The 16,008-nt window shown below is 63.7% G+C and carries 17 protein-coding genes; 5 read left to right on the top strand and 12 right to left on the bottom strand.

The genetic code is table 11. From position 1 onward, the window contains the following. Window positions 1-67 precede the first annotated feature (67 nt). On the top strand, window positions 68-538 hold the full coding sequence (locus tag FQ705_RS10470) for a hypothetical protein (RefSeq protein WP_144140483.1): 471 nt from the start codon (window positions 68-70) through the stop codon (window positions 536-538). 67 nt (window positions 539-605) lie between these two features. Here FQ705_RS10470 and FQ705_RS10465 read toward each other — a convergent pair whose 3' ends face one another. Then, the gene (locus FQ705_RS10465) at window positions 606-1,565 is read right to left on the bottom strand and encodes a LysR substrate-binding domain-containing protein (RefSeq protein ID WP_260854436.1); all 960 of its coding nucleotides are present in this window, start codon (window positions 1,563-1,565) and stop codon (window positions 606-608) included. 97 nt (window positions 1,566-1,662) lie between these two features. On the opposite strand from FQ705_RS10465, the gene FQ705_RS10460 reads away from it, so the two are divergent. Next, window positions 1,663-2,253 (top strand): nuclear transport factor 2 family protein, encoded by a 591-nt coding sequence (locus FQ705_RS10460; protein ID WP_144140481.1) that lies wholly within the window; start codon window positions 1,663-1,665, stop codon window positions 2,251-2,253. A gap of 356 nt (window positions 2,254-2,609) precedes the next feature. Here FQ705_RS10460 and FQ705_RS10455 read toward each other — a convergent pair whose 3' ends face one another. The 4 genes from FQ705_RS10455 to FQ705_RS10440 form a co-directional block, all read right to left on the bottom strand. Next, a complete protein-coding gene (locus FQ705_RS10455) occupies window positions 2,610-3,287 on the bottom strand; it encodes a dihydrofolate reductase family protein (protein WP_144140479.1) in 678 nt (225 codons plus the stop codon). Window positions 3,288-3,440: 153 nt separating this feature from the next. Continuing rightward, window positions 3,441-4,010, bottom strand: coding sequence for a DUF2878 domain-containing protein (locus tag FQ705_RS10450; protein ID WP_144140477.1), 570 nt, complete (start codon window positions 4,008-4,010; stop codon window positions 3,441-3,443). Further along, entirely contained in the window at window positions 3,994-4,617 is a 624-nt protein-coding gene (locus tag FQ705_RS10445) for an RNA polymerase sigma factor (protein WP_144140475.1), read from the bottom strand. The genes FQ705_RS10450 and FQ705_RS10445 overlap by 17 nt, the downstream gene beginning before the upstream one ends. 27 nt (window positions 4,618-4,644) lie before the next feature. Further along, window positions 4,645-5,670, bottom strand: a complete 1,026-nt coding sequence (locus FQ705_RS10440) for a MerR family transcriptional regulator (protein WP_144140473.1) — start codon at window positions 5,668-5,670, stop codon at window positions 4,645-4,647. 150 nt (window positions 5,671-5,820) lie between these two features. Between FQ705_RS10440 and FQ705_RS10435 the strand changes: the two genes are divergently transcribed. Then, window positions 5,821-6,828 (top strand): NAD(P)/FAD-dependent oxidoreductase, encoded by a 1,008-nt coding sequence (locus FQ705_RS10435; RefSeq protein ID WP_313955665.1) that lies wholly within the window; start codon window positions 5,821-5,823, stop codon window positions 6,826-6,828. Between the two features lie 38 nt (window positions 6,829-6,866). Here FQ705_RS10435 and FQ705_RS10430 read toward each other — a convergent pair whose 3' ends face one another. After that, the gene (locus FQ705_RS10430) at window positions 6,867-7,964 is read right to left on the bottom strand and encodes an NADH:flavin oxidoreductase/NADH oxidase (protein ID WP_144140471.1); all 1,098 of its coding nucleotides are present in this window, start codon (window positions 7,962-7,964) and stop codon (window positions 6,867-6,869) included. A gap of 88 nt (window positions 7,965-8,052) precedes the next feature. Here FQ705_RS10430 and FQ705_RS10425 point away from each other — a divergent pair, with 88 nt between their 5' ends. Continuing rightward, window positions 8,053-8,382, top strand: a complete 330-nt coding sequence (locus FQ705_RS10425) for an ArsR/SmtB family transcription factor (RefSeq protein WP_144140469.1) — start codon at window positions 8,053-8,055, stop codon at window positions 8,380-8,382. Window positions 8,383-8,391: 9 nt separating this feature from the next. Here the strand turns inward: FQ705_RS10425 and FQ705_RS10420 are convergent, their stop codons facing one another. The 6 genes from FQ705_RS10420 to FQ705_RS10395 form a co-directional block, all read right to left on the bottom strand. Beyond that, window positions 8,392-8,823: a response regulator gene (locus FQ705_RS10420; RefSeq protein WP_144140467.1), complete on the bottom strand. Its 432-nt coding sequence runs from the start codon at window positions 8,821-8,823 to the stop codon at window positions 8,392-8,394. A gap of 252 nt (window positions 8,824-9,075) precedes the next feature. After that, window positions 9,076-10,179 (bottom strand): nucleoside hydrolase, encoded by a 1,104-nt coding sequence (locus tag FQ705_RS10415; RefSeq protein ID WP_144140465.1) that lies wholly within the window; start codon window positions 10,177-10,179, stop codon window positions 9,076-9,078. 123 nt (window positions 10,180-10,302) lie between these two features. Then, the gene (rbsK, locus tag FQ705_RS10410) at window positions 10,303-11,235 is read right to left on the bottom strand and encodes a ribokinase (RefSeq protein ID WP_144140463.1); all 933 of its coding nucleotides are present in this window, start codon (window positions 11,233-11,235) and stop codon (window positions 10,303-10,305) included. A 37-nt stretch (window positions 11,236-11,272) separates the two neighbouring features. Continuing rightward, a complete protein-coding gene (locus FQ705_RS10405) occupies window positions 11,273-12,274 on the bottom strand; it encodes an ABC transporter permease (protein WP_144140461.1) in 1,002 nt (333 codons plus the stop codon). Further along, entirely contained in the window at window positions 12,271-13,893 is a 1,623-nt protein-coding gene (locus tag FQ705_RS10400) for a sugar ABC transporter ATP-binding protein (protein WP_144140459.1), read from the bottom strand. The genes FQ705_RS10405 and FQ705_RS10400 overlap by 4 nt, the downstream gene beginning before the upstream one ends. Before the next feature lie 75 nt (window positions 13,894-13,968). Further along, a complete protein-coding gene (locus FQ705_RS10395) occupies window positions 13,969-14,934 on the bottom strand; it encodes a sugar ABC transporter substrate-binding protein (protein WP_144140457.1) in 966 nt (321 codons plus the stop codon). A 194-nt stretch (window positions 14,935-15,128) separates the two neighbouring features. On the opposite strand from FQ705_RS10395, the gene FQ705_RS10390 reads away from it, so the two are divergent. After that, a complete protein-coding gene (locus FQ705_RS10390) occupies window positions 15,129-16,001 on the top strand; it encodes a LysR family transcriptional regulator (RefSeq protein WP_144140455.1) in 873 nt (290 codons plus the stop codon). Window positions 16,002-16,008: the final 7 nt, after the last annotated feature.

Genomic DNA, 16,008 nt, shown 5'->3' with positions numbered 1-16,008 from the left:
ACTCGACTATCTTTGCTCATGCACCGGCGCACTGTAGTGCCGGTGCCGTCTCAATGGGAGCAACCTCATGAAAAAAGAAATCTTGCGCGCGGCGCTGGCCGCTCTTCTGACTGTGGCCGCGACGGCCGCGTTGGCCCAGGAAGCGTCTGCGCCGCCCGACGCGCCGCATGCGCACGGCGATCAGGCACATGGCGAGCGTCCGCACGGTCCGATGGGTGGTCCGATGGGTGGTCCGATGGGTGGTCCGATGGGACCGCACGGCGCCAGCTTCGCGGTGATCAACGATCTGGAACAACTGCGCCGTCTCTATTCGCTGAACGGACACGAAAGCGAGATCGTCGCCGTGTATCACGACGTCTTGAACAAGACCCAGGATCCGATGCTGCGCCACTACGTGTATGACTCGCTGGCGCGCGAGCAGTTGAAGCCTGCCAATCCCGACCAGGCCATCGCGACACTACGCACCAGTTTGTCGGAAGACCTTGCGGTGGCGAACAGGCAGCCCCCCGGCATGCCGCCGCCGGCTCAGCCGCAGTAAGTGCCGGCGCTGCGGTGGCCAACGCGGACCCGCAGCGCTTTCGATCGGCCCGGACGGGCCGCCGATCTCATTGCGCGGTGCGGCTTCGGGCCTTGCGCGCGGGCTTTCCTGATACGGCCTCGACGCCACGCGTAAGCGCGAGAAACGCGCGCACTGCGCCATCCGTCTCGTTCACGCGGCTCACCAACAGGAGATCGGCGCTCAGATCCTTCTCCACGATCGGTCGATAGACGAGGCTCGGGATCGCCACCTGATCGAGCGGCGCGGGCACGAGCGCAATGCCCAGCCCCGCCGCGGCCAGCGCCAGCACACTGAGCGTGCTGGACACGCGATGCGCCACCTTCACGTCGAAACCGTATTGCCGATGCAGCAGCGCGGCGATATCTTCGCCCTCATCCGCCGCATAGGTGATGAGCGGCTGCGCGGCGATCGACTTGAGCGACACGCGCTTCCTTGCGGCAAGCGCATGCGTGTCGGCCATCGCCGCCAGCATCGGCCACACGCCGATGGTTTGCGCGCTCAGTTGCGCGTCGAGTGCGAAGCCAATGCTCGGGCAATAACCGACGTCGAGTTCGCCGGCGAGAATCGCCTCGCATTGCAACCGCGGCGCCATTTCGACCAGTTCCAGTTCCACTTCCGGATAGCAGCGATGCAATTCGCGCAGATCGTCCATCAGCTTGCCGGCGAGCACGGCGTTGCCGGCAAAGCCGACTCGGACCTGGCCCGCTTCGCCACGCAGCGAGCGTTGCACGATGTTCTTCGCGCGCTCGGCCTGGGCGAGCGTGCGGCGCGCTTCGACCAGCAGCAACGCGCCCGCCTCGGTCAACTCTACGCGCCGGCTGGTGCGAACGAACAGCGCGCCGCCGATCTCCTCTTCGAGCGCGCGAATCTGCATGCTCAAAGCCGGCTGCACAATGTGTAATTGCTGCGCGGCGCGCCCGAAATGCCCCGTTTCGGCGACGGCGACAAAATAACGAAGGTGACGCAAGTCCATTTGATCGATCATCCGATTTGATTGATCGATCATATCAATCTATTTGAGTTGATGTCGATTCGCAGCCAGGCTATGGGTCGACGACACATTGCCCGCACGATCGCGCGCCACTTACGGAGAAGAATTCATCATGCAAAGCACCGACACTCAAACGCGCCTGGAAGACCGCCAGAAGATCGCCGATCTGATGACCGGCTGGATTCACCGCGATCTCGCGCAATGGGACCAGTTGCGTGAATTGTTTCATCCGGAAGGCGAAATCGAGGTGACGTGGTTCGAAGGCCTCGCCAGCGAATTCATCGACGCATCGATGCGCATGGGCGAATCGGACCTGCGCACCAAGCACTTCGTCGCCTCGCCAGTCGTGACGTTTAATGGCGACAAGGCGATTGTCGAAACCAACGCAGTGATCGTCGGCGAAAACGTGCATTTGCATCTGGGATGCAGTTCGCACAACCGCTTCTTCGATCTCGTCGAAAAGCGCAACGGCGCGTGGAAAATCATCAAACGCCAGAGCATTTACGACATGGGATCGTTTAGTTTTCCACGCGGCGTGGTCGATATCGATAGCGCGACCGTTGACCACTACCCGCGCGAATACGCGCCGCTTGCTTATCTCCTCGACAAAAGCGGTTTTCCGGTACAGCGTGTCTTTGCCACGAAAGGCAGCCAATTGGAGATCGACATGAAAGCGGCCGGCACGGCGTGGCTCGCCAGCTAAATGAAGTACCCGCTGAAGCGGGTGATCCGGTTCGAGCCGGCGGCTATTTTTTCCGGCCGAAAAAAGGGCCACGGCAAGTTTGACACTTACCACCACGCGTGGAAGCGTTCCCGCCACGAGGGTGAGCGGTCCATGCGCTCGCTGCGTTAGTTGTCCCACATTGCCGAGTCACTGACCACTTTTCATCTTCCGTCAGGTGATTAGGATAGGGGCACCGAAACGCTAGTCTCTGGTGAAGCATGCGCTACCCGCTGAATATGGCCGTTGCCGCCGTCCTGCTCGTGTTCGTCCTTGGTTGCATCATCAAACTCGCTCTGAATTGACGCCGCTCTACACGGCGTCTCCGTGCTTGACTGTCACGGCCTGGTATAACGCAGCCAAACCGCGTCGTGCTCCGTTTTCTCCACCGACGCCAGCTTCAGATAGGCAGGCGCCTGCCATTTGTCCATCGCCACTTCGAACGAAGACGGGTGCTCGGTCCGGCCATCCACCAAGGGCAAAATCAGCACGCTGACTTCGTCGACGAGACCTGCATTCACGAATGCGCCGCTCACGTGTGAGCCGCCTTCCACGATCAGCTTCTTTACGCCTAACTCGCGCGCCAAGGTTTGCATCACCTTGTCGAGATCGATCTCGCTTTTGCCGCCGAACACATAGGACACGCCGATCGACTGCAGGTAAGCAAGGTAGTCGTCCGCGACCTGTTCGGTCAGCACTTCGATCACGTGCGACTTGAGCGCCGTGTTGCTCTTCCACATGACTTTCCCTTGCGGATCGATCGATATTGCGTATTGCGACGCCTTGCGCTCGACAAAGTGATCGACGCGCGGCACGGTGCCTTTGGCGAGCCCGCGCGGATAGTCCGTGCCGTGCGAAATCTCCTGCATGGTCACGCGTCCGCAGATCCAGCCGTCGGCTTCGAAGGTGGCAGCGGTACTTTCATAAAGGTCGGAGGCATAGTCGAGATGCCAGCCGTCGGTGAGACTGCGGCCGTCGAGCGAGGACATCATGTGGGCGACGATATAGGGCTTCATAGTTTGCGGCTCCTTTAGCGCGGTGCGGATAGGCGGAAGGTCAAGGGAACGTCAACCAGACGACTTTCCAGCAAGGGCCGTTCCGCGTCCACGCATTGCATCCACACATGGCATCCGCGTGCTGCCGCCGTCTCGTGCCGTGCCGCGCGCGCTTCAGTCGCTCACGCGTGCGCCGTGCACGCCGTCCCAATGCTGCGCAAGCCGCAACAGCACCGGCAACAGCACGGCCCAGCCAAGCGCGAGCACGATCCACGCAGCGACAGGCCGATTGAAATGCACTGCGCCGAGCGCGGCGCCGGCGCGAAACGACAATGGCCCGGCCGCCGCGCCGAGGATCGCGGCAAGCAGCGGTCGACCACGCAGCCAGACGTACACGACGTTGAACTGAATCGCGAACAACGCCCACAGCGCACCGAGCCAGTAAGGCGCGATTCCTTCGACCAACGTACCCGTCTGATAGGCAAGCAATCCTGAATAAACCAGCACGCTCTCCCACCCCATGCCGAGCACCACGCTCACCACCAGCAGACGTGCTTCACGGCCCGGCTCAGGAACGCGCGCCAGATGCCAGGCGACAGCGCATGCCGCGAACAGCAGGCCGAGCCACGCCGCCCCACGCGCCGCGCTCAGCACGCAGACGAACCAGCCAGCCTGGCAGACCAGAAAATAAAGTGTTGCGGTGGCGCCGTTGCCGCGGCGCACGGAATCAGTAGAAGCCGCCATGAGGCGGAGCGTGCCGCGTATCGATGATCGTGCGCAGCGATTCAAGCCCACGGCTGATCCACGATTTGACGGTGCCGATCGGCGCGTCGAGTGTGCGGGCGATTTCCGCCTGCGATTGACCCCGAAAATAAGCCAGCGCAATCGCTTGCCGCTGCACCGGCGTCAGGCGGCCGAGATAGAAGTCGAGACGTTCGGCATCCAGCGAGAAAAACGTCCAGGGGTCCGCGTCGCTTTCGAGCGGCGCGCTGCGCTCGTCGAGTTCCTCGACGTACACCGCCGAATACGCGTTGCGCCGCAAATAGTCGAGTGCCTGATGTTTGACGATGGCCGACATCCACGTGGACGGCGAAGATCGGGCCGGGTCGTACGAGTCGGCAAAACGCCAGATCTTGATGAAGCCGTCCTGCACCACGTCCTCGGCGGACTCTCTGGTGTGAGTGACGCGCACCGCGAGACCGAACAGCCAAGGTGCCGAAGCGCGGTAAAGCGTTTCGAACGCCCGGACGTCGTGTTTCGACACGCGCTGGATGAGCGCCGCGAGATGCGCGTTTTTCTCATCCGGGGTGGGAGTGCGGACAGTCGCGTCCGTCGCAGCATCGGGTTGCATCCGGCATCCTCCACGGCAGTACGCGCGTTATTCCTGAACGGCTTGCGGCGGCTCTGGCGGCGGCCCGGCAAACCAGCCTTCTTCCCGCGCGACCCGCTCGAGCGCGGCTTCGACCATGGCACAGGCACGATTGCTGACGTCGCCCAGATAGCGATGCAGCGCGGCGTCCTGTACCGAACGCGACGTGCATTCGTCGCTGTACCGCTCGAACGCCGACAGCTTCATGACCAGCTCCGCCAGGTGTCGCGGACACTCGCAGGCAATCGTGGACGATCGGTTGGCAATCGCCTCCAGCTCGCGGTCGTCGTAGCGGCGGCGCACACGCGACCAGCCGGCTTCGTCGCCGCTGCGGTCGCGAATCTGCACCCGCTCGCAGAGGTCGCCGAGCATCTGGCGGAATTCGGTGCGACTATCCGGCTCGCGATAGAGCCGCACACCCGCCACCCGCAAAATCTCGGCCGCCGAGCCGGTACCGAAGCTATAGACCAGCGCAATCGCCTTCGCGCGCACCGCGTCGCCGAGCGCGACGATCTGGGCGGCGACGTCGTCCTGCAACGAGTCGACGCCGATCAGCAGTGCGTCGATCGGCGCGCGGTTCTCGCTGCCCTGCTTCGCCTCACCGAGATCGGCAAACAGAGTTAGCTCGCTCACGCCATAAGGCCGTAGATCGACGCCACTGCCCTGCAGCCGCTGCGCCAGATTGCCGCCGACCAGCCCCAACCGGATCTCCATTCCCTCGACGAGGCCGGCGTCAAGCGTGATGCCGGCTTCGCGGGCGTTGCGCGCCGCCAGAAACTGCAATTGCTCGCGGTCGAGCCGCGCGATGGCGCCGATGGCATGGCCACGGCTGACCAGCAATTTGATCAAAGTGAGTCGCCTGACATCGTCTTCCGTATACAGACGCTGGCCTGACGCGGTTTTGGCCGGACCGACTACACCGTAGCGACGCTCCCAGATCCGCAACGTGGTGACCGGCATTTTTGCAATACGCGCCGCCTCGCCGCTCCTGTAGCCCTGCTGCGCCGTAGTCGGCTCGCCAGATGAAGTCACCATGAAACTCTCCAAGATCGCATTCTCGTGTCAAGCATACGCGACTTTGCGACACAGTGAAACGAATTGGTGATTCATAGCGCTGAATTGAAACGACTTTTTTGATGCACTATGCTTTGAGTCGTATTTCCGATCCTTTTCTGGCTGCGCACCGTGAACATTTCAGATTCCCGTCCCCGTATCGCGGTCGTAGGCGCCGGCATTGCCGGTTTGTCCTGCGCCACGACCCTGCGCGACGCGGGCTGCCGGTTGCGTCTCTTCGATCGAAGCCGCGGCCCCGCCGGCCGAATGAGCGCGCGCCGCGAGAACGACTGGCAGTGCGACCACGGCGCGCAGTACTTCACCGCGCAAGATCGCGCGTTCCGGGCCGAAGTGGCGCGCTGGCAGCGGGCCGGCGCGGCGGCGGCGTGGCCCGCGCGCCTTGCCGTGCTCGACGAGCCCAGCCCGAAGGCGCATACCACGCATATCGAGCGTTTTGTCGGTACGCCGCGCATGAGCGCGCCGGCTCGCCTGCTCGCCGACACGCTGCCGCTGACCACCGATTGCACGATCGAGAAAGTACTGTGCGAGCCGCAAGGCTGGCGCTTGTGGTCGACCGAGCACGGCGCGATCGACGACAACTTCGATGCGATCGTGCTGGCCATGCCCGCGCCGCAAGTCGCGCCGTTGCTGCGCGCGCCGGCGCCTGAACTCGCCGCGATGGCGCACAGCACCGTAATGCGGGCCTGCTGGGCGCTGATGCTGCGTTTCGACGACGAAGTGCCGCTCACGTTCGACGCCGCCTTCGTCAATCACGGCCCGCTGCGCTGGATGGCGCGCGACAGCAGCAAGCCGGGACGCGGCGGCCCGGAAACGTGGCTTTTGCACGCTACCGCCGAGTGGAGTGAAGCGCATCTCGACACGCCGGCCGAGCAAGTAGCGGCGGCGCTGCTGGAGGCATTTGCGCGCTGCGGCGGACCGACGCCGGCGGCGTGGACCGCGCATCGCTGGCGTCACGCGGATGTCGCGCCCGAGCGCGATCCCGCGCCGGGCTATGTGTGGCGCGATATAGATGGCCTGGGGCTGTGTGGCGACTGGCTCAATGGCGGCCGCGTCGAAGGCGCATGGCTGAGCGGACGGGCGCTCGGCCATGAAATGCTGAGGGCGCTGCAGTCGGTCTAGCGCGGACGGCGACCGACTGCGCGCCGTCATGCCCGCATTTACGCGACGGCGTAGCGCTCCAGCCAGTGCGCGTAAGGCGCGGGCAACGTCCACGACGGACGCTCGACGCCGAGTTTCTTCGCCGCGTGGTACGGCCAATGCGGATCGGCCAGATGCGCGCGACCCACCATCACCAGATCGAGCTGCTCGTTTTTCACGGAGCGGTCGGCCAGTTCCGGCGTATCGATTCCCCATGCCGACGAGACCGGAATACCGGCCTCACGGCGCACGCGTTCGGCAATCGGCGCGAGGAACGCAGGCGCCCATGGAATCGCGGCCTTCGGCGTGGAAAAGCCGACGCTGACGCTCAGCATATCGAGCCCTTCGCGCTTGAAGTTCTTTGCCAGTTCGATCGATTCAGCGAGGGTTTCCTCGTCGCGGCCGTCGTATTCGAGCACGCCGAAACGCGCCGTCAACGGCAGGTGTTCCGGCCAGACCTTGCGCACCGCGGCCAGCGTTTCCAGCAGGAAACGGCTGCGGTTCTCGAGGCTGCCGCCGTAGATGTCGTCGCGTTGATTGGAGTGCGTCGAAAAGAAACTCTGGCCGAGATAGCCATGCGCGAAGTGCAGTTCGAGCCATTCGAAGCCCGCGTCACGGGCACGTTTGGCCGCGGCGACGAAGTCTTCGCGAACCCGCGCGATGTCGTCGAGCGTCATGGCTTTCGGCACCTTGGACAGGTTGCCGCCGAACGCGACGGCCGACGGCGCGATGGTCTGCCAGCCGCGGCTGTCGTCGGCGGCGATGTGGTCGTCGCCTTCCCACGGACGGTTCGCGCTGGCTTTGCGGCCGGCGTGACCGATCTGGATGCCCGGCACGGAACCGGCAGCCTTGATGGACGCCACCACCGGCGCGAACGCCTGAGCCTGCTCGTCATTCCAGATACCGGCGCAACCCGGCGTGATGCGGCCTTCCGGCGACACCGCGGTCGCCTCGACGATCACGAGGCCGGCACCGCCGCGCGCCAGACCGGCCAGGTGCACGCGATGCCAGTCGTTGATCAGACCTTCTTCGGCGGTGTACATGCACATCGGCGGAATGGCAATGCGGTTGCGCAAGGACACGTCCTTGAGCTTGTACGGCTGGAACAATGCAGACATCAGGTTCAACTCCTTCTGGATAGGCTTGTACGTTATTTCGATAAACATCGAATAACCAAGTATCGCAGAAAGCTTTATCATTTGCAGGATGCGCACCTATACCCATCCCGCCGCTGAGGATTTCACGCTCGGACGGCTATTTCATGCACTGAGCGATCCGGTCCGGCTGGAAATCGTCCGCCGCCTGTCGTCCGTCGACGAAGCGACCTGCGGCGATCTGGACGGCGGCCGCCCGAAGTCGAGCGTGTCCCATCATTTCCGTATCCTGCGCGAGGCCGGTCTGGTCCGCACGCGGGTGGCCGGCACCGTGCATCAGAATTCGCTGCGTCGCGCGGAGCTGGATCGCCGCTTTCCCGGCCTGATGGACGCGATCATCAAGCAGATGGTCGAGGAGCCGGTTGCGAGCGAGCCGGCCTGAAGCGATGCGCTACTCGCGCCAAAGCTTGCGCATGAGCGCGAGCAAGGCGCTCGGGGTCGTGCCTTTTTGACAATAGCCATCGAAATTATGACGCGCCGTCCCCGTCTCCTTGACGTGGTCTTCGTCGAGCGACGTGAAGGCGACGATGCCCAGACTGTGGGTCGGCAGATAGCTGCGTAGTGCGATGGCGGTTTCGTAGCCGTCGCGCTCCGGCATCATGATGTCGAGCACGACGACGTCCGGAACCCAGTCCTTCACACAGCGCAGCGCCTGCTCGCAACCGTTGGCGGCACGGGCTTCCACGCCTTCGTAGGAGAGATACGTGGCGAGTGCTTCGGCGGCGTTGACGTTATCGTCGATGACGAGCACGCGCGGCGTTTCGTGTAGTACCCGAACCTCGCGGGCGCTCCACCGTTTGCACGTAGAGTGTGTTCGAGACATGGGCGGCAACTTGCAATAAAAACATGTGCGGTCAGCAAACGGCGTACCACGCTGTTTTTCTCGGGTCGCTCCATAGACGCCTCGGGGCGCGCTTACGCCTTCGCGCCCCGCTCGTGCGCGGGAAAAAGCCGGCAGCCGACCGACGCGCAACGTGCCGCGCGACAACTGTGCTTCGCGAATCCCGTCGTCTGGTTAAAGACGCGGGAGCACGTCAAATCGGCTGTCATGCAAGGCGCGGGCGGTATATCCCGGTTATGGCAGCGTGATCGGCACGGGGCGCGTCAACAGATCGACGTACAGGCTGAAAAACCGGTTGTTGTCGAATTGCGTGACATAGGTGATTTTCTGCGGCGAAGCGCCCGAGGCCGGCTGATCCGGGTAGACCGTCACATGTCCCTGATCTTCCCCACTCGCGGTGTCGATATCGAGGTAGGCGCTCCGGGTTTGCGTCGCGTAGGTCGGGTCGAGGAAATAGGCGATCGTCAGCGTGTCGAACAGATCGGTGTTGGTGGCGAAGGCACCCGCGTTGGCAATGCCGTACGCTTTCGTCACTGCGGTCTGCTTGGCCGGGTTGTTGACGATCTGGTCGTACACGCTTTGCGTCAACGGCACGGTGTTGGTCACGTCGAGCGGAATGACGGCTTGGGGAATCGAGGTCTGCAGCACCGTGCGCACGGCCAGCGGATCGAACCACCAGTTGAGTTCCGCCACGGCATTGGCGTTGCCCGGCACGGCCATCGCGCCGCCCATGTAGACGATCCGCTTGATCAAGGGCACGATTTCCGGCGCCTTCATGATTGCCGTGGCGAGATTGGTGGGCGGTCCGACTTCGAGAATGGTGACCTGGTTCGGATAGCGCTTGATCGTCTGGATCATGAAATCCGCGGCGCCCAGGGTCTGCAGTTTGGTCGATACCGCGAAGCCGTCCGGCGGCGCGACGAGTTGCGACTGCTGGGTCGGTTCGGGACGGCTCCATGCGCCGAAATAACCTTGCGGATTGGCGGCCTGTTGCGCGCGAATACTCGCTACGTCGTATTGCAACGGGTAGTCCGCGCCGCCGTAGACGCCCACCACGTTTTGCACGCCCATGCGTTCGACGGCCTTGAGCGCGTCGGACTCCTCCTGAATCAGCCAGTCGTTGCCGGTGACCACGGTAAGCCCGAGCAGATTGACCTTGCCCTGCCCCATCAACTGCGTGGTCATGGCAAACAGCTGGCCGTCGTCGCCCATCGTGTTGAAGTCGGAATCGATGATGATTTTCGGCGCGCCGGCGAGCGGATCGTTCGGCGAAATGCTGCCACCACATGCCGTCAACGCCGACGACACCATTAGTATGCCTACGTATTGTGATTTCATGTTTCGTCCATGCTGGAGCGTGATTAACGAAGGAACACCATCGCGAGATGGTGCCGATAAATCAACGTCGAGCCACCCGCAGGTGGCAATACGGACTGCCTCACATCACAACCGGCAACCCGGTCAGGCCGCGCGCTCGACTTCCGCGCGTGTCGGTATCGAAGGCTGCGCGCCGGCACGCGTCACGGAAATCGACGCCGCGCGCTGCGCAAGGCTGATTGCGCCTTCCAGCGGTTGCCGCGACGCGAGCTGCGCGGCGAACACGCCGATAAAGGTATCGCCAGCGGCGGTCGTGTCGACTGCCTGCACTTGCGGTGCTGGAAAATGCGTGCCTTCGCCGCCTTCTACCAACAGATAAGCCCCCTGCGCGCCAAGCGTGACGATCACGTTGCGCGCGCCGCCACGCTGCAATTCCGTCGCGGCACGGCGCGCGCCGCTTTCCGACTCCACCGGCAGGCCGGCCAGAATCGCCGCCTCGACCTCGTTCGGCACGAGATAGTCCACCAGCGGCAGCCATTCCGCCGGCAGCGGACCGGTGGCGGGTGCCGGGTTCAGCACGGTGATCTTGCCGAGACGGTGAGCCAGCGCGAGCGTCGCGTGAACCGAATCCCAAGGCGTTTCGAGTTGGCACACCACCACGTCGCAGGCCTTGATGGCGGCTTCGTGGCGTGCCACGCTCTGCGGCGTAAGTTCGCCGTTGCTGCCCGCAACCACGACGATGGTGTTCTGTCCATCGTCCGACACCGTCACCATGGCTACGCCGGTCGGCAACGTCGCGTGAATCTCGACCCCACTGCAGTCGATGCCTTCCGCTTCCAGATCCTTGACGCGCTGCGCGCCGTTCGCATCGTTACCGACGCAACCGACCATCGCCACCTGTGCGCCGATGCGTGCCGCCGCGACCGCCTGATTGCCGCCCTTGCCGCCCGCGACCTGCGAGAACTCATGGCCGCCGATCGTCTCGCCGGGGCGCGGCAAATGCGGCGCACGCGCGACGAGATCGGTGTTGATGCTGCCGACCACGAGCACGCGGCCTTGCCTGTTTTCTTTTGACACGTTGATTCTCCTGCCGACCGTTCACCGAACGGTCGAATTAGGCGGCGCGACGCCGGCTTCGATAGGTATCCAGCACGACCGCCACGACAATGACGGCGCCGGTAATGATGCGTTTGGTCGGTTCGCTCGCGCCGATCTGGGCAAGGCCCGCGGCCAGCACGGAAATGATCAACACGCCGAAAAAGGTGCTCATCACCGAACCACGCCCACCCATCAAGCTCGTGCCGCCGATCACTACCGCCGCGATCACCTGCAGCTCGATGCCCGAGCCGGCGTTCGGGTCCGCGGCCTCGAGCCGCGAAATCTGGAACAGCGCGGCGAGGCCGGCCAGCAGACCCATCATCGCAAACACGGCGATCTTGTAGGGGCGCGGATTGACGCCCGCGAGCCGCACCGCTTCTTCATTCGTGCCGATGCCGACCAGATAGCGGCCGAACACCGTGCGCGTCAACACGAACTGCGCGGCGATCATCACGACGATTGCAATCAGGAAGGCCGGCGAAATACCGAACGCAATCGGGTTGGAGAGAAAGTCGAAGGCGTCGCCGATGTACGCCGTGCGCGAGTTGGTCAGCTGATAGGCGAGACCACGGGCCGCTTCGAGCACGCCGAGCGAGACGATGAACGACGGAATGCGCCAGGCCACGGTGATCGCGCCGGTCACGCAGCCGGTCAGGGCCGCGCCCGCCATGCCGAGCAGAGCGGCGGGCAGCGCCGGCCAATGCCACTGCAGGGCCGCGATGCTCGTGAGCGCCGCGCCGAGCGCCAGCACCGAGCCGACCGACAGGTCGATACCGGCGATGATCAGCACGAAGGTCATGCCGACCGACATCACCACCAGATCGGGGATCTGGTTGGCAATCGTGCTGAAGGTGTCGTAGGTCAGAAAGTGCGAGCTCAGCAACGAGAACAGCACGATCATTCCCAGCAATGCGCCGAGCAAGCCGAGATAGTTCGAGAATCCGAGACGCGTGCCGATCGGCTTGGCGCTCTTGGGCGGTTCGTTCTGCACGGTAGGCAGGCTGGTTTGTACGGTCATGCTCGATACTCCACTAATTTACTTTTGTCGTCGGGTGCCTTGGCGTCGGGTTCGATGGGCTCCTGCAGCAGATCGTCGCGCCGGGCATAACCTGCAAAGGCCGCCGCCAGCAACGCATCCTGAGTCCACTCGCCGCGCTCGAACAGACCCGTCATGCGGCCCGCCGACATCACGCCGATCCGGTCACAAATCGCCATCAGTTCGCGCAGATCGCTCGACACCACCACCAGCGCGCGGCCTTCGCGCGCCAGGGCGCCCATCAAGGCATAGATATCGAACTTGGCGCCGACGTCGATGCCGCGCGTCGGTTCGTCGAACAGCAACACGTTGCAATCACGCGCGAGCCAGCGGCCGATCACCACCTTCTGCTGATTCCCGCCCGACAGTTCCGACACCGGCTGCGATGGCCCCGAACTGCGGATGCTCATGGCCTCGATCTGCCGACGCGCCAATGCCGCTTCACGACGGCCGTCCACCACGCCTTTGTTCGACACCGCGCGCAGATGGCCCAGCGAAATGTTGGCGGCGATGGGCTGGCTCAGCAGCAGACCTTCGCCCTTGCGGTCTTCGGTAATCAGCGCGATGCCGTGCTTCACGGCGTCCGCCGGAGAGGCGATCGTCACCGGCGTGGGCGCCGCGCCCTCGCGCCCGATCGACACGCTGCCGGCGTCCGCGCGATCCGCGCCATAAATGAGCCGCATCAACTCCGTGCGGCCCGCGCCGATCAGTCCGCTGATGCCGAAAATCTCGCCGGCCTTGACGTCGAACGACACGTCGCGCACCGCCGGTTCGCGGGTCATGCCGCTGACCTTGAAGGCGACCTTGCCTATGCGTCGTTCGCCCAGATCGATCCGGTCGCCGATATCGCGCCCTACCATCAGAGTGACGAGACGGTCGGTGCTGAGATTGGCCATCTCGTCGACATGCACGAGCCGGCCGTCGCGCAGCACGGCGGCGCGCCGCGCGATGCGCTTCAATTCTTCCAGCCGGTGCGAGATATACACGAGCGCCACGCCACGCGCCTTGAGCCGTTCGACCTGCTCGAATAGCAGGTCCACTTCGCGGGCGGTCAGCATGGCGGTGGGTTCGTCGAGAATCAGCACGCGGCAGTCGCCGATCAGATTGCGCGCGATCTCGACCATCTGCTGATGCCCGATGCCCAGGGTGCCGACCAGCGTGTCGGGATCGATTGCGTCGAGCCCGACTTGCGCCATGGCGTGCCGCGCGTTTTCGCGCAGCCTGGCGCGGTCGATCCAGCCGAATTTGCCGCGCTGCGGCAAGCGGTTCAGGAAGAGGTTCTCCGCGACCGAGAGCGTGGGCAGCAGGTTCAGTTCCTGCATGACCATGCGCACGCCGAGCGCCTCGGCGTCTTTGCGGCTGGCCGGCGTGTAGGCCGCGCCGGCCAGGGTCATCGAGCCAGTGGTCGGCGTGACGAGGCCGCCCACGATTTTGGACAAGGTACTCTTGCCCGCGCCGTTTTCGCCGGTCAGCGCCAGCACTTCGCCCGCGTGCAGTTCCAGCGATACGTCGGCGAGCACGGGCTCGGCGTAGGTCTTGCCGATGCCTTGAACACGCAGCACGGCCGGGGTATCAGCAAGGGATGGGATCGGAGTGGACATCGGATTGACAAAGCTGGACAGGAATCAGACGGCGCGGCCCCCCACCTGGGCGGGCCACGCGTTACACGAGAAGGCTTACTTGGTGACCAGATCGACCGGCGTTTCGACGACGCCCGACAATTCAGACTGCTTCTTGTGTTCGGAGAGCGCCTTCAAAGCCGTGTCGATACCGAACACAGCCTGTTTGGCGGCGTACTGATTGGCCGTGGCGAGTACCCGGCCGTCCGCGAGCATTGGCTTGATTGCATTGATGTCGTCGTAGCCCACCACTTGCACCTTGCCCTGCTTGCCGGCTGCGCGCACGGCGGAAACCGCGCCGATCGCCATGTTGTCGTTGCCGCACAGCAAAGCCTTCACGTCCGGGTTCGCATTGAGGATCTGGCTCGCGACCGCGTTACCCTTGTCGATTTCCCAGTCGCCCGATTGCAGCGAGACGACCTTCATGCCGCCCGTCGCCATGGCCTGTTTGAAGCCGGCCGTACGTTGCTGCGCATTGGTCGTGGTCGACACGCCTTCGATAATGCCGACGTTGTCGCCCGACTTGAGGTGCTTGGCGAGGTAATCGCCTACCTTCTGCGCGCCCTTCGCGTTATCCGGACCGACGAACGGGATGTTCAGGTCCTTCGACTTGAGCACGTCGGTGTCCAGCTTGTTGTCGATGTTCACCACGATGATGCCGGCGTCGACGGCCTTCTTCAGGACCGGCACCAGTGCTTTGGAGTCAGCCGGTGCGATCACCAGCGCGTCGACCTTCGACACGATCATCTGCTCGACGATGCGGATCTGGTTCGCGGTGTCCGTTTCGTCCTTGATGCCGTTGGTGATCAGGTCGAATTTGGCGGGATTCTGTTTCTGATAATCCTTCGCGCCGGTTTCCATGGTCAGGAAGAACTCGTTCGCCAGCGACTTCATGACGAGCGCGACTTTCGGCTTATGGGCGGTCTGGGCAAAGGCTGCCGGCATCGGCAGGATCGACACGGCGAGGAAGGCAGCGCTGGCTACGATGACGCGGCGCCGCGCCGGTTGGAAATGGCGAATCATTGATGTCTCCGTATCGCTCATTCGGTCTACTGGGAGCCGTTGAGTCGTGTGATGGGCAGGAATGCCGTACTTGCCACCGTCTGCCGAATCCGTCAGGCCTCTTCGCGCAACGCTGGGCAAGTATGGTCAGATCCAATCCTATCCTTGGGGACTGGGTTATGCTATGCCAAATTTCAAAACTTATCGTTTCAAAAATGGAACACGTAGACTGGGACGACCTTCGAATTCTGGTGGCGATAGCACGAGGCGGCACCATGCGATCGGCGGCTGCCGCCTGTGACCTGAGCGCGCCGACCCTGTCGCGCCGCCTCACCGAACTCGAGCGGCGGCTGGGCGAACCGCTCGTCGACCGGGTGCCGTCGGGCTGTACCGTGACGGCGTTCGGCGCTCGCGTACTGGCCTGGGCCGAGCAGATGGAAGAGTTGGCGCATCGTATCGAACGTGCCGCCGACGTGACCGGCGGCGCAGCCGCGCATGGCACGGTGCGGATCAACGCGGTCGAGTGGCCGTCGTATATTTTGCTGAAGTTGCTCGGCTCGTTTCAGGACCGCCTGCCCGGACTCGCCATCGAAGTGTTGACGTCGCGGCGCCCGTACAGCCTCGCGCGGAGGGAAGCGGACATTGCCCTGTGGTCCGAATGTCCGGAAGAAGGCGACCTTTATGTTCGCCGGATCGGCAAGATCCGCTTCGGGCTGTTCGGCTCGCGCGATTATTATCTGCGCCACAAAGCGGCGATCGTGAAGAAGGAATGGGACAAGCTCTCGTTCGTCGGCTACGACGACCGGCAGCCCGACCATCCGGCCACGCAGTGGCTGAAAGCGCTGCCCGGCGCGCCCGCGCCATCGCTGCGCAGCAGCTATGGGATGGGGGTATTCGACGGCGTGCTCGGCGGCTCCGGTCTCGGCATACTGGCGCAACTCGCCGGTGACACGACGAGCGATCTGGTCTGCATCGAGAAGCACATCAAGGCGCTCGACCAGGACGTGTGGATGGTGCTGCATCCGGCTTTGCGCGACAGCGAGCGCATCCGGACCGTGGCGAATCTCATCGCCGAGATTTTCCGGTAGCGCGGGT

Source organism: Paraburkholderia sp. BCC1884 (genome assembly GCF_900996225.1).
GTDB lineage: Bacteria > Pseudomonadota > Gammaproteobacteria > Burkholderiales > Burkholderiaceae > Paraburkholderia.
The sequence above is the reverse complement of the archived record's forward strand: the minus strand, read 5'-3'. Positions and strand labels throughout refer to the sequence as shown.